We start from the raw sequence: 13,390 nt of genomic DNA on the forward strand, positions 1-13,390 counted from the left end.
GCTGAACATCGAAGGAACCCCATGAAGACCGTCATCGTCCTCCTCGCCATCTGGCTCATCCTCAGCATCGTCGGCTTCGCCATCGAGGGGCTGTTCTGGCTCGGGATCATCGGCATCGTGCTCTTCCTCGCCACCGCGGCCTTCGGCGCTGTCCGCCGCTCCGCCGGCAAGGCCAAACGACGCGCCTGATCCACGGGCGACATCCGTCCGCCCACCGGGTGTCACCGGCACGTCCGGCGGGGCGTTCTGTCAGGCCGTCGCGACGGTCCCGTCCGGCTGCGCGACCGGAGCCGGCGCGGCGGGTGCGGCCGGTGCGGCGGCATCCGCGTACGCCCTCGCCTGGCGCACGAACAGCATGAGCCACGCGAACAACAGGCCGGCGATGATGAACTCCGACCCGGTGAGGTTGTAGTAGTCGACGGGTACCCAGAGGGCGACGGCGACGAGGATGCCCGCGACCACCAGCACCGAGAAGACCGCGATGTCGCGGCCGATCCCGGGTACGAGGGTGAGCAGGCAACCCACGAGCACGCCGAAGACGACGACCATCCCGGATGCCGCGCCCACGTGAACCGGGAAAGCCACGGCATCCGGAACGAACCCGGCCACCATCAAACACAGGCCGATCACCGCGAGCAGCCAGGCGAACAGTCGTGCACGCCGCTGCGCGGTCTCGACATGCGCGCGCAGTCCGATCTCGAGATCGTGGGCGACGAAGTTCGCGAGCGCCGTGATCACCGCACCGGTCGTGATGAGGGAGAGGTTGAACTGGTAGCCGGCGTATCCCGACTCGTTGCCCAGTTCGGAGAAGTGGAACCTCCACCAATCGCCCTGTGAGGCGCTGACCATGCTCGCCAGCGTGCCGATGAACAAGACGAGAGTGGCCAGGGAGGCGACCCCGGTCGAGGTGACCCGCGCGCCCGAGGCCGACGCGACGTAGGTCATCGCTCCGACGGCAGCGGCGGCGAGGGCAGCGGCACCGAACGGGTCGATCGTGAGGCCGCGGAATCCCAGCTGGAAGAGCTCCGCGACGGCCACCACCACCAGCGCCGCGAGCATCATCATCGCGGCCGACAGCGCGATCAGGTCGGTGGCCCGCTTGGCGCGCGGCAGACTGTTGCGCCACGCGAGATATCCACGGCGCCGTTCAAGGGCGAACGAGACGGCGAAGGCGGGACCGGCCGCGATCGCCGCGAGCAGCGCCGCCAGGCTCCCGACGGATTCGCCGCCGCCGAGCGGCATCCGCACCCCACCCATGACGAGCACCGTCGCCGCCGCTGCGACAAGAGCGGCGCCCAGCGCCCACCGTGTCGCTCGGGCCTCGACCGTCGGGGAGAAGCGGGGCGTCTCGGATGACGCGTGGTGCGTCCATCGCGCGGGAGACGTCCGCCATCTGCTCACGCGTCGAGCTTACTTTCGGCCCCGCCCGCACCGTCCGCCGCCGGGCCAGGACTTCGCTGGCCTGCCTCCGGCGGCAGGCGGCCGGTTTGCTGCTTCCCACCCATGACCCGAACTGCAAGGCCACCGCGGGGACACGCCGCGCGGGCGCGCGTCCCACCGGCGTGTCGCCCGGCATCCCTTGCATTCCGGGTGACGGGGGTGTGAGTGCTGCCCGAGCGCTTGACGCCGGTTCGGGCCACCCCACCCAGCGCACCCCGACCCGAACTGCAAGGCCACCGCGGCGACACGCGGCCCGGGCGCGCGGCGCACCGGCGTGTCGCCCAGCATCCCTTGCATTTCGGATGCCGCCGCGCCACGCGCCCCGCCCCCACCCACCCCACCCCGCAGGCGCTCAGCGCGCGGGCCGCACCACGCGGTGGCGCAACGCCTGGATGCCGCGGGCCCACCGGTGGCTCGAGACGAGTTCGAGGCTCGTCGGACCGACGCCCCGCGGATAGAACGGGGTGCCCCCGCCGAGCAGGATCGGGTACACGACGCTCCGATACTCGTCGACGAGTCCGGCCGCGGCCACCGCGGCGGCCAGGGTCGCACCCCCGATCGCGACCTCCCCGACCTCGTCGTCGTCGCGCAGGCGCGCGACCTCCGCGATCAGGTCGCCGCGCAGCAGCGTCGTGTTGCGCCCGGGGGCGGCATCCAGCGTCGACGACACGACGATCTTCGGCAGCTCGTTCCAGACCTCGGCGAACTCGCGCTCGAGCGGATCGAGGGTGGGTGCGACCTCCGGATCCTCCCAGTACCGCATCGTCTCGTAGAGGCGGCGCCCCAGGAAGTGAGCGCTCAGCCCGCGGACCTCCTCGAGTGCCGCCCGGAAGATCTCCGCGTCGGGCACGCCCCAGTCGAAGCGGCCCTCGGCATCCGTGATGTAGCCGTCGAGCGAGTGCGACATGGAGAACACGATCAGTCCCATGTTCCGCTCCTTCGCGTCGGTCCCGTCGATGTGCGCCCGAGGCTACACCGAGCACCCGCGGCGCGACACGGGGTCGGCCGCCGCGGCCGGCCTCCGATTCACACGGATGCCGCGGTCAGCACGCTCCCGTTCGCCGCGCGCGGCACGAGGCGCTCGAGCTGGGTCACGTGGCGCGGCTCGAGCTCGGCGAGAGTCGAGACGCCGAGCAGCTTCATGGTGCGCTCGATCTCGCTGCGGAGGATCTCGATCGTGCGGTCGACGCCCTGGCGTCCACCGGCCATGAGCCCGTACAGGTAGGCGCGGCCGATGAGGGTGAACGTGGCGCCCATCGCGACCGCGGCGACGATGTCGGCGCCGTTCATGATGCCGGTGTCGATCATGACCGTGGCGTCCTTGCCGACCTCGCGCACGACCTCCGGCAGCAGGTGGAACGGGATCGGCGCCCGGTCGAGCTGGCGGCCGCCGTGGTTGGAGAGGATGATGCCGTCGACGCCGCGGTCGATGAGCCGCTTCGAGTCCTCGACGTTCTGCACGCCCTTGACGACGATCTTGCCGGGCCACAGGCCGCGGATGACGTCGAGGTCGTCGTAGCTGATCGTCGGGTCCATCGCCGCGTTCAGGAGCTCACCGACGGTTCCTCCGGTGGTGGACAGCGACGCGAACTCGAGCTTGGGCGTGGTGAGGAAGTCGATCCACCACCACGGGCGCGGGATCGCGTTGATGATCGTGCCGACGGTCAGCTGCGGCGGGATCGAGAAGCCGTTGCGCTTGTCGCGCAGGCGCGCGCCCGCGACGGGCGTGTCCACGGTGAACTGCAGGGTGTCGAAGCCCGCGGCCGCCGCGCGCGTGACGAGTCCGTACGAGATCTCGCGCTCGCGCATGACGTACAGCTGGAACCAGTTGCGCCCGTGCGGGTTCGCGGCCTTCACGTCCTCGATCGAGGTCGTGCCGAGCGTCGAGAGGGTGAACGGGATGCCGGCGGCGCCGGCGGCTCCCGCCCCGGCCGTCTCGCCCTCGGTCTGCATCAGCCGCGTGAAGCCGGTGGGGGCGATGCCGAAGGGCAGCGCCGAGGGGCCGCCGAGGATCTCGGTCGACATGTCGACCTCCGCCGCCGGCCGCAGGATGTCGGGGTGGAACTCGATGTCCTGGAACGCCTGACGTGCCCGGGCGAGCGACAGCTCCCCCTCCGCGGCGCCGTCGGTGTAGTCGAAGGCGGCCTTCGGCGTGCGGCGCTTGGCGATCGTGCGCAGATCGGCGATCGTGAGCGCGGCATCCAGTCGCCTCTTGCGCGCGTCGAGCTCGGGCTTCTTGAACTGCATGAGTTCGAGCAGCTCGGCGGGCTTGGGCAGCTGGCGCTTGATGGGTGACATGACGGCCTTTCGAATGCGACGACGCACGGTCATGGAGAGGTCTGACCTCTAGCGCACGGTATTCGACGCGCCCTAGGCTGTCAAGCGGGGACGAGAGGCGGCGCGATTCGCGATGACGGACGACAGGACGGCATCGCCGTGGCGACCGGTGAAGAAGGCCCGCGCCCACGAGCTGGTGATCGAGGCGATCGAGGACCGGATCCTCTCCGGCGCGCTCCAGGTCGGCGACGCCCTTCCGCCCGAGCGCGAGCTGTCGGCCAGCCTCGAGGTCAGCCGCGCCGGCGTGCGCGAAGCCGTGCGCGTGTTGGAGGCGCAGGGCGTCCTGCGATCGCAGCCCGGAGCGGGCGCCACCGCGGGGACGTTCGTCGCCGCCCTCCCCCGCGACGCGCTGACCCGCTTCCTCCGGCTGCACGTCGCGCTGTCGAACTTCACCATCCAGGACGTCACCGACGCGCGTGTCGTCCTCGAGCGCGCCAGTGCCGCCTCGGCCGCGCGACGACTCGACGACGCCGCGCGGACGCGGATGATCGACGCGCTCGATCGGATGGATCAGCCCCACTCGTCGCGGGATTCCTTCAACGACGCCGACACGCAGTTCCACCTGGCGATCGCCGAGGCCTCGGGAAGCGCCCTGTCGGCGGCGCTCACCGCCGCCATCCGCAGCGCGATGAAGGTGCCGATCCTCCGCGCCGCCGAGCGCACCGAGGAGTGGCCCGAGGAGTCCGACCGGCTGCGCGCCGAGCACCGGGCGATCTTCACCGCGATCGACGGGGGTGACGCCGATCGGGCCGCCGATCTCGCGGAGGCCCATATCCGCCGCGCGGCATCCGTGCTGTTCGGACTCCCGACGACCGCGGGAAGCGTGCCGGTCGGCCGCCGGTCGGAGGCCGACGGGCCGATCGTCGCACCCCGCCGGTAACGTGGAGGGAATGCCCCACGCCCCGCTCGTGACCCTGCGCGCCCGCACCGCCGCGGACGTCGACGCGCTCTACCGCCTCACCGCCGACCTGGAGACGTGGGAGGAGCGCACACCGTCGCGCCCCTCCCCGTTGACCCGGTCGGCGTTCGAGAAGCGGCTCACCGACACGGCGAGCGGACCGGGCGCGCGCAGCATCGAGTTCGTGATCGACGTCGGCGGCGCCGCGGTCGGCAGCGTGAGCCTGTTCGGATTCGACGACCTCGCCCGTCACGCCGAGATCGGCATCGCCGTGCTCGCCGAGCACCGGGGCCGCGGCATCGGCACCGCCGCCCTGGCGAAGATCGTCGCCTTCGCATTCGTGCGCTGCAATCTGCGACGCGTGCACCTGCAGGCCATCAGCTCCAACGTCGGTGCGATCCGCGTGTACGAGAAGGCCGGCTTCGAGGTCGAGGGCAGGCTGCGCGAACACGCGTGGGTGCGCGGCGCCTATGAAGACATGGTCGTGCTCGGCCTGCTGCGCACCGACTGGGAGCGCACCGACCGCTGAGGTCGCGGTCCGCTATCGCGCGGCGTCGTGCGCGGGCGGCACGAGCGTGCCCTGATGGAAGCGCAGCCGCGGCGTGGCGCCACCGACGTCCCAGAGCGACGAATGGCGACTGCGTCCCGACGGCGTCGTGAGCCGGTAGGTGATCAGCACGAGATCCGCGGACTGCTGCCGGAACTCCCATTGGTCGGTGGGAGGCTCGGCGCGTCCGCCCTCCTCGGCGAGCGCGGCCACCACCTGGTCCCGCGTCCACAGGATGCCGGAGCGCCCGATCTCGACGAACGTCGGATGCAGCAGAGCGCTCACCCGTGCGGGATCGCGGCGCACGTCCGCGCGCAGCAGCGCGATCTCGGCATCCTTCACCGCGGCCCACTGCGGCACGCCGTCGTGGCGCACCAGGCGGACGACGTGGATCGGATGCCCGGCCATGGTGCGATCGCGCTCGACACCGTCGCGGACGAAGCCGTTGCGGCGGTAGAAGGCCTCGGCCCGCGGGTTGTCGTCCAGCATCCAGAGGTGGGCGGGGTCGGTGCCGATCGCGGCATCCAACAGGCGCTGCCCGACGCCGGCGCCGGAGAGCTCGGCGAGAACGTAGATGCCCTCCAGCTCCCGCGGCGTGGGGCGGTCGTCGTCGCGCCCGCCGGAGGCCGTGGACCAGCCGACGACACGGCCGTCGACCTCGGCCACGAAGACGTCCGTGGTGTCGTCGGCGACGATCGCCGCCCAGCGCTCGACGCGCGGCTCCACGCGCAGTCCGGCGAGGAGGTGAGCCGGCAGTTGACGCGCGTAGGCCTCGCGCCAGGCCTGCACGTGCACCTCGGCGATGCCGCGGGCGTCGCCGACGGATGCCGGGCGCACGCGCAGATCGCGCCGGTCGAAGCTCGTGCTCATGCCGACATGGTCCCAGACCGGTGCGGCCGCGACTTTTCGACACTCGCGTCATGATTCACGCGGATGCCCATCTCATGAATGCGGCGGTGATGGTTTCCCGCCGTGTTCGGGCCTCGATGAGCTGGGGGGCTCGTCACCCGCAGACGCCGCCTTCCCCAGAGGCCCGTGCTGCGGGGCGGGGTGGCGTTCCGCGCCACCCCGCGGCCCGAACTCTCCGCGCCCCCGACCGGCGGCCACCCGTCACGTGGTCAGCGCGGCGTCGACGAGGTCGAACACCGCCGGATCCCAGGTGAGCGCGCGCTCCCACGGGAGATCGAAGCCGTTCGCGAAGAAGATGCTGTGCACGTCGTCGTCCACCGTGTGTCGGCGCACCTGCGGCAGCACCGCGGCGGGGACGTCGGTGGCGAGCGCGCTGCGCTGCGACACCAGGCCGTCGTGGGGCCACAGCCGATCGGGCTCGCGGTACGCGCGGAAGTGGCCGCCGCCGATGACCGTGACCGCGACATCGTCCAGCACACCCTGCTGGGCCGCGTTCCACTTCGCAAGGAAGTGAGCCGACACCTCGGCGGCCGCGCCCTGCGAATTCTGCGCCGCGTACCCGGGCGACGCCTCAAGGATGCTCAGCGTCGGCGGATCGTCGTGCGCATCGGCCGTGGTGATATCGCCGCTGAGGACGTCGCCGAGCAGGGATCCGTGCCAGGGCGTTCCCAGGGTCACCAGGTGTGACACGGCGGGCCCTCCGCGTCCGATCTCGCGCAGCGCCGCCCGGCAGAACAGTCCACCCATCGAGTGCGCCACGAGCCGGACCGACGAGACGCCGTGCTCCTCGCCCAGCCACCCGAGGAACGCGGCCAGCCTCACCCCGGCGGCGTCGATGTCGCCGACCGCGTTGATCGTCATCGCGGCGGGAAGGACGTCGGCGACGTCGGAGAACCCCTGCCAGCCGGTGTCTTCGCGCACCTCGCCGTCGCCGATGCGCGCCGGCGCCGTGAACACCGCGGCGTGCCGCTGCAGCAGATGGGTGCGCAGAGCCGTCGACGTGTTGCCGGCGGCGAGACCCTCGCCCGCGGCACGCTCCGCGCTGGTGTACGGGGTGACGGCTGCTCCGCCGGACACGAGCACCACAGCATCCACGTCGACGTCCTCTCCTCGGGCGACACCAGCCTAGATCCCGGCGCGCCCGAGGCGCGGAGGTCTCGTGCCCGACCCGCCGCGCTCAGGCGACGTCGTGCGGCTCGACCGCCAGGCGGTCCCGACGCGTCTTGGCGAGGCTGGCGATCGTCGCGACGGCGATCGTGGCGGCGATGACGACGAGCGAGAGCCAGATCGGGATCTCGGGGATGATCGTCACGTGCTCGCCGCCGTTGATGAACGGCAGCTCGTTCTTGTGGAGCGCGTGGATGAGCAGCTTCACACCGATGAACGCGAGGATCACCGCGAGGCCCTGCGCGAGGTAGACGAGGCGCTCGAGCAGTCCGCCGATGAGGAAGTACAGCTGACGCAGGCCCATGAGCGCGAAGGCGTTCGCCGTGAAGACGAGGTAGGCCTCCTGCGTGAGCCCGTAGATCGCCGGGATCGAGTCGACGGCGAAGACGAGGTCGATGAAGCCGATCGCGACGATGACGAGCAGCATCGGGGTGACGAAGCGGCGTCCGTCCTTCACGACCGTGAGCTTGTCGCCGTTGTACTCGTCGCTCACCGGCAGCACCCGGCGGACGAGGCGCATGAAGCGGCCGTCGGCGGGGTTGGACTCGCCGTGCGCGAACGCCTGGCGGTAGGCGAGGAACAGCAGCAGGGCACCGAACAGGTAGAACACCCACGAGAAGTTCTCGATCAGGGCCGCACCGACGGCGATGAACGCGCCGCGCATGATGAGGGCGATGACGATGCCGATCATCAGCACCTTCTGCTGATAGATCTTCGGCACCGCGAAGCCGGTCATGACGATGAGGAAGACGAACAGGTTGTCGATCGACAGGGCCTTCTCGGTGAGGTAGCCGGCGAAGTACTCGCCGCCGTAGGTCCACCCCGAGACCACACCGACGCCGACGCCGAACAGCAGCGCGAGGCCGATGTAGAACGCCGACCACCGGGCCGACTCGCCCACCGTCGGCTCGTGGGGCTTGCGCACGTGCGCGAAGAACTCCCACACGAAGAAGGCGATGGTGACGGCGATCGTGATGATCCACACGAGCGGCGTGATGTTCACAAGGGTCTCCCGAAGAATGGCGTGACGTGGTCGACGCCAGAGTCTCCTCCATCCCTGATCGGGACCAGGCGGCCCGGGCCGCATGCGACCGTAATGACGAACCGTCCGTCTCGGAGTACTCCCCCTGGACTGGAGTCAGAGTAGGGCAGCGGGGTGACGCGAACCTGGGAAGTCGCCGGATGGCGACGGATGCCGCGCCGGTGCGGCATCCGCGTCACGACGCCGTACGGATGCGCACCTCGCGCTCCATCCGCTTCTCGTGGCGGGCGCGTCCCTTCACCGCCTCGGCCTCGCGGTTCTTCGGGGGCGCGGCGGTCACGAGCGCGTCGAGGAGGCGCCGCGTGGCCACGGCGATCTCGTCGACCGCGGCGTCGAAGGCTTCCGCGTTCGCGCGCGACGGACGGGTCGACCCGCTCACCTTGCGGACGAACTGCAACGCGGCCTCGCGGACCTCGTCATCGGTGGTGGGAGGTTCGAAGTTGTGGAGCACCCGGATGTTTCGGCACATGCCGAGAGCGTAGACCGCAGCGGACGCGGCCGACAGAGCCTCGTTCAGTCGGCCGCGGGGGCGGCGTAGCCGGTGTGGATCTCCTCGATCAGAGTCGGGCGCGCGGGCGTCCAGCCGAGTGTGCGCGCCCGGCGGCCGTACCCCTGCTGGTCGAGCATGAGGGCGTCGGCGAAGGGGGCGCCGAGGCGCTTGCGCGATGCGGCGGCGCCTTCGGGCACGACCGGGCCGTCGGCGAAGGCCTCGCCGATTTCGGCCACCGTCGGGTTGTGTCCGCTCAACCCCAGCACGCGTCCGACGGGGGCCGGGCCCTCGATGACCCGAGCGTAGAGGTCGGCGAGGTCGTCGACGTGCACGGTCGCCCAGTGCTGCGTGCCGTCGCCGACGACGGTGAGGCGACCCTCGGCATCCCTCGGGGCGTCGGCCAACGACGCCGGGATGCCGCCGCCGTGCCCGTACACGATGCCGGGCTCCACGATCGTGAGCGCCAGGTCGGCGTCGGCGAGGCGGGACTCGACCGCCTCGCGCCAGGCGACGAGGGCGGGCGGGGCGAACGGCGTCTCCTCGGTGAGGTCGGTGGACGGGCCGTGGATCCAGAGCCCGCCGGTGTGGATGTACGGCTTGCCGGTGCCGCCGAAGGCGGAGATCACGGCGTCGGCGACGGCGCTGTCGAACTGCGGCGAGCTGCCGTCGCCGGGCGCGGCGGTGTGGATCGCGGCATCCGCGCCCTCGAGGAGCGGGGCGAACCAGGCGGGGTCGGTGATGTCGCCGACGACGGCGGTCGCACCGGCCGCGGTGGCCTTCTGCGCCGACGACGCGCTGCGCACGGGCGCGACGACCTCGTGGCCCCGCTCCCGGAGAGCGGCGAGAACGGAGGAGCCGATGTAGCCGGTGGCGCCGGTGAGCACGATCTTCATCCCGCCATCGTAGGCACGTCCGGGGGAGGCAGGGGCGGGCGGGGACGGCGGGCCCCCGCTCACGTCGTGCGGGGGCGGGCGGGGCGCGCGATCGCGAAGAAGGCGAGGGCGACGACCGCGGCGGCGAGCATGACCACGGCCAGCGGGACAGCGGTCGTCGACCCGCCGAGGCTCACCAGCGGCGAGACGAGGGCGGCCAGGCCGAACTGCAGCGCCCCGACCACGGCCGAGGCGGTGCCGGCCGCCTTCGGGACGGCCGCGAGGGCCAGCGCGGTGCCGTTGCCGAGCACGAAGCCGAGGCTCCCGGACAGCAGGAACAGCGGCACGGCGAGCAGGGCGACGGGGGCGGCGGTGACAGCGAGGACGGCGAACGCGACGGCGGCGACGAGCACGCCGCCGAGCCCGGTGCCGAGCACGGCCCGCACCGAGCGCGTCGCGACCAGCTTCGCGGAGACGACGCTGGTCACCATGAGCACGAGGGCGTTGATGCCGAACGCGATGCCGTAACCCGCACTGTCGAGCCCGATCATGTCCTGATAGACGAAGGGCGAGGCCGAGATGTAGGCCATCATGGCGGCGAACGCGAAGGCGAAACTCGCCGCGTAGCCGATGAAGGTGCGCGAGAGCATCTCACGCGCCCCGGACGACGATCCGCGGCGCTCGGCGCGGAGGGCGTCGCGCCGCTCCTTGAGGTGGGTCTCGCGCACCACGACCAGGACGGCGACGAGCATCACGACCGCCAGCCCCAGCACGATCGCGAGCAGTCCCCGCCATCCGACCGCCGCCGTGAGCACGCCGCCGACGAGCGGTGCGATCACGGGCGCCACGCCGCCGACGATCATCATCAGCGAGAAGGCGCGCGCAGCGGGCCGTCCGGTGGCGAGGTCCGAGATGATCGCACGACCGATGACCATGCCGGCGGCACCGCCGAGCCCCTGCACGAAACGTGCGGCGATGAGGACGCCGACCGTCGGGGCGAAGACGGCGATGACGCTCGCGGCGACGCACAGCACCGCGCCGGCGACGAGCGGGGCGACGCGTCCGAAGCGATCGGAGAGCGGGCCGAAGACGAGCTGGCCCGCGGTGACTCCCAGCAGGAACGACGTGAGGCTGAGCTGGACGGCGGTCGCGGAGGTCCGCAGATCGGCGGCCATCTCCGGGAACGCCGGCAGGTAGAGGTCCGTCGCGAAGGGCGCGATCGCGCTGAGCAGACCCAGCACCACCAGCAGAGCGGGCGTGATGGGGCGGGATGCGTCGGAGTTCGCGTCCGGGAGGGCGACGCGTTCGGCGGTGGATGAAGAAGAAGTCATAGTTATGAAACTATAACTAATTCTCACGGCGGAGGTAAGCTGTCCGAGTGACGTCGGTGCCGGATGCCATGTGGGGTGATTTCGCCGAGCTCGTGCTCCGCGTGGCCCGCGAGCTCGATCCGCACGGCGTCTCAGCCGGGCCGGACGTCGTCGCGCTCACCGGCACGGAGATCCTCGCGATGCGCTGGATCGACGGGCATCCGGGAACATCCCCCAGCGCCACCGCCGTCGCCACGGGGCTGCGGCGCAGCAACCTGAGCACCGCGCTGCGGGAGCTCGAGCGCAAGGGGATGATCGAACGGCGCGGCGCGCCGGACGACGGCCGGCAGGTGCAGCTGTTCCCGACCGACCTGGCCATCGAGAACATCGGACGACTGCGCGCGTGGTGGTCGCAGAGCCTGGCGCGCGCGCTGCCGGCGGATGTCGACGAACGCGAGCTCGACGCCGCGATGCGCCTCCTCACGCGCATCGACGACGGAATGCACCCGCCGACGCAGCCCTGAGGCCGACGCCTCCGCGCCGTCAGGGCTTCGGGCGGAGCGCCTCGAGGGCGGCGAGCACGAGATCGAGTCCGAAGAGGAACTCCTGGGACGGGTCGTACCCGATCGCCAGGAGGTGCGCACCGGACTCGTGCAGCGAGGGATACAGCTCCGCCGGCACCTGGGGGAGATACACCTCCTCGGTCATGTCGGCGAGCTCCTCGGCCGTGCCGAACGGCAGGCTCGCCTCCTGCAGCGCGTAGCCGTAGACATGACTGCTGAGCAGCCAGTTCGCGTGGGTCGCCATCTCGACCGAGAACCCGGCGCGGCGTAGGCACGCGGTCACGGCCTCGCGGTGACGGAGGTTCGCCGGCCCGGGCGACGTGCGCGACTCCATCAGACTGATCGCCCACGGATGCCGGGCGAGCACCTCGTGCGCAGAGACCGACTCGGCGCGCATCGCGACCGTCCAGTCGACATCGAGGGAGGGCAGCGCGATCTCGTCGAAGACGACATCGATCATCGCGTCGAGCAGCTCCTCCTTGTTCGCGACGTAGTGATACAGCGACATGGCGCCGGCGTCGAGCGCGGCGGCGAGTCCGCGCATGCTGAGTCGCTCCACCCCCTCGCGGTCGGCGATGCGCATCGCCTCGGCGACGACGCGCTCCTTGCTGAGACCGGCGCCGACAGGCGTGGGCGGGCGTCGTCGCGCCATCGATCGGGCTCCTCATCGCGTCGAAGGACTTGACAATCGTACAGCGTACGTCCGATAGTACGGTGTACGACGTACGGTGTACGAAACCGCCGCTCACGACCACCAGGAGATCTCATGACCACCCCCGCCTCACCGGATCCGTCGGCTGCCGTGACCTCTCCGGGGCGGATGCAGGCGCTCGTGCAGGAGCGATACGGGACGCCGGAGGTGCTGTCGCTCGAGGCCGTCGAGGTCCCGTCGCCCGGCCGGCGGGAGGTGCTCGTCGAGGTCGGCGCCGCATCCGTGCATCCGGGGGACTACTTCGTGATGACGGGCCGGCCGCGCCTGGTGCGGCTGGCGTTCGGGCTGCGGCGGCCTCGCCGGCGCACCCCGGGTATGGATCTGGCCGGCGTCGTCCGAGCGGTCGGTGCGGAGGTGACCTCGGTGCACGTCGGAGACCGGGTCTTCGGGTGGACGACGACGGGCGCGCTCGCGGAGTACGCCACCGTCCGCGAGGACCATCTCACGCCGGTTCCCGCGGGCGTCTCCGCGGCAGACGCAGCCGCGGTCCCGACATCGGGGATGACGGCGCTGCAGGCGCTGCGCGACGTGGCGCGGTTGACGGCCGGGCAGACGGTGCTGATCACCGGGGCCTCCGGCGGCGTGGGGTCGTTCGCGGTGCAGATCGCGAAAGCGCTCGGCGCCGAGGTCACGGCCGTCTGCAGTGGGCGCAACGCCGAGCTCGTCCGCCGCCTCGGCGCCGATCACGTCATCGACTACGAGACGACCGACGTGACCGGCGGGAGCGCGCGGTTCGACGTGATCCTCGACAGTGTGGAGGCGAAGCCGCTCGCGGCGATGCGGCGGATCCTCACCCCGACCGGAACGCTCATCCCGAACAGCGGTCGCGGCGGCGCCTGGATCGGGCCTCTCGGTCGCATCGCCCGCGCGCGTCTGCTGTCCGCGCTGACGCGCCAGCGACTGCGGCCGTTCACCTCCCTCGGCCGCCGTGACGATCTGGTCGCGCTCGCGGAGATGCTCGCGAGCGGCGAGATCACGCCGGTCGTCGATCGGAGCTACGCACTGACGGATGCCGCCGACGCCCTCCGCCGGGTCGCGACCGGGCACACGCGCGGCAAGCTCGTCGTCATCCCGTGACGCGGCATCCCTGGACCACACCCACC

The 13,390-nt window shown here is 71.5% G+C and carries 15 protein-coding genes; 5 read left to right on the top strand and 10 right to left on the bottom strand.

The window, feature by feature from the left end; translation table 11 throughout:
* Nucleotides 1-21: 21 nt before the first annotated feature.
* Nucleotides 22-189, top strand: coding sequence for a hypothetical protein (locus tag AC6CQV_RS13955; protein WP_167626536.1), 168 nt, complete (start codon nt 22-24; stop codon nt 187-189).
* A gap of 60 nt (nt 190-249) precedes the next feature.
* Here AC6CQV_RS13955 and AC6CQV_RS13960 read toward each other — a convergent pair whose 3' ends face one another.
* The 3 genes from AC6CQV_RS13960 to AC6CQV_RS13970 all read right to left on the bottom strand — a co-directional run bounded on the left by AC6CQV_RS13960 (nt 250) and on the right by AC6CQV_RS13970 (nt 3,738).
* Entirely contained in the window at nt 250-1,401 is a 1,152-nt protein-coding gene (locus AC6CQV_RS13960) for a DUF998 domain-containing protein (RefSeq protein ID WP_498259780.1), read from the bottom strand.
* A gap of 391 nt (nt 1,402-1,792) precedes the next feature.
* Nucleotides 1,793-2,368 carry a dihydrofolate reductase family protein gene (locus AC6CQV_RS13965; protein WP_498259781.1) on the bottom strand — a complete coding sequence of 192 codons (576 nt, stop codon included), beginning with the start codon at nt 2,366-2,368 and terminating at the stop codon, nt 1,793-1,795.
* A gap of 98 nt (nt 2,369-2,466) precedes the next feature.
* Complete coding sequence (locus AC6CQV_RS13970) at nt 2,467-3,738, bottom strand: alpha-hydroxy acid oxidase (RefSeq protein WP_101305258.1); 1,272 nt, start codon at nt 3,736-3,738, stop codon at nt 2,467-2,469.
* 112 nt (nt 3,739-3,850) lie between these two features.
* Here AC6CQV_RS13970 and AC6CQV_RS13975 point away from each other — a divergent pair, with 112 nt between their 5' ends.
* The gene (locus AC6CQV_RS13975; RefSeq protein WP_498259782.1) at nt 3,851-4,657 is read left to right on the top strand and encodes a FadR/GntR family transcriptional regulator; all 807 of its coding nucleotides are present in this window, start codon (nt 3,851-3,853) and stop codon (nt 4,655-4,657) included.
* Between the two features lie 10 nt (nt 4,658-4,667).
* On the top strand, nt 4,668-5,204 hold the full coding sequence (locus AC6CQV_RS13980) for a GNAT family N-acetyltransferase (protein WP_498259783.1): 537 nt from the start codon (nt 4,668-4,670) through the stop codon (nt 5,202-5,204).
* Nucleotides 5,205-5,216: 12 nt separating this feature from the next.
* On the opposite strand, the gene AC6CQV_RS13985 is transcribed toward AC6CQV_RS13980, so the two are convergent.
* From AC6CQV_RS13985 to AC6CQV_RS14010, 6 genes are all read right to left on the bottom strand, one after another.
* Nucleotides 5,217-6,092, bottom strand: coding sequence for a GNAT family N-acetyltransferase (locus AC6CQV_RS13985; RefSeq protein ID WP_498259784.1), 876 nt, complete (start codon nt 6,090-6,092; stop codon nt 5,217-5,219).
* A 240-nt stretch (nt 6,093-6,332) separates the two neighbouring features.
* Nucleotides 6,333-7,226, bottom strand: a complete 894-nt coding sequence (locus AC6CQV_RS13990) for a lipase family alpha/beta hydrolase (RefSeq protein WP_498259785.1) — start codon at nt 7,224-7,226, stop codon at nt 6,333-6,335.
* Nucleotides 7,227-7,308: 82 nt separating this feature from the next.
* On the bottom strand, nt 7,309-8,301 hold the full coding sequence (locus AC6CQV_RS13995; protein ID WP_060961159.1) for a TerC/Alx family metal homeostasis membrane protein: 993 nt from the start codon (nt 8,299-8,301) through the stop codon (nt 7,309-7,311).
* 214 nt (nt 8,302-8,515) lie between these two features.
* Complete coding sequence (locus AC6CQV_RS14000) at nt 8,516-8,809, bottom strand: DUF2277 domain-containing protein (RefSeq protein WP_101305254.1); 294 nt, start codon at nt 8,807-8,809, stop codon at nt 8,516-8,518.
* A 44-nt stretch (nt 8,810-8,853) separates the two neighbouring features.
* Nucleotides 8,854-9,723 (bottom strand): NAD-dependent epimerase/dehydratase family protein, encoded by an 870-nt coding sequence (locus AC6CQV_RS14005; RefSeq protein WP_498259786.1) that lies wholly within the window; start codon nt 9,721-9,723, stop codon nt 8,854-8,856.
* Nucleotides 9,724-9,782: 59 nt separating this feature from the next.
* Entirely contained in the window at nt 9,783-11,033 is a 1,251-nt protein-coding gene (locus tag AC6CQV_RS14010; protein ID WP_498259787.1) for a multidrug effflux MFS transporter, read from the bottom strand.
* Nucleotides 11,034-11,080: 47 nt separating this feature from the next.
* Here AC6CQV_RS14010 and AC6CQV_RS14015 point away from each other — a divergent pair, with 47 nt between their 5' ends.
* On the top strand, nt 11,081-11,536 hold the full coding sequence (locus AC6CQV_RS14015) for a MarR family winged helix-turn-helix transcriptional regulator (protein ID WP_231735224.1): 456 nt from the start codon (nt 11,081-11,083) through the stop codon (nt 11,534-11,536).
* Nucleotides 11,537-11,555: 19 nt separating this feature from the next.
* Here the strand turns inward: AC6CQV_RS14015 and AC6CQV_RS14020 are convergent, their stop codons facing one another.
* Complete coding sequence (locus AC6CQV_RS14020) at nt 11,556-12,227, bottom strand: TetR/AcrR family transcriptional regulator (protein WP_498259788.1); 672 nt, start codon at nt 12,225-12,227, stop codon at nt 11,556-11,558.
* 114 nt (nt 12,228-12,341) lie between these two features.
* Between AC6CQV_RS14020 and AC6CQV_RS14025 the strand changes: the two genes are divergently transcribed.
* The gene (locus AC6CQV_RS14025) at nt 12,342-13,364 is read left to right on the top strand and encodes an NAD(P)-dependent alcohol dehydrogenase (protein WP_498259789.1); all 1,023 of its coding nucleotides are present in this window, start codon (nt 12,342-12,344) and stop codon (nt 13,362-13,364) included.
* Nucleotides 13,365-13,390 lie beyond the last annotated feature (26 nt).

Source organism: Microbacterium sp. EG9 (assembly GCF_059759475.1).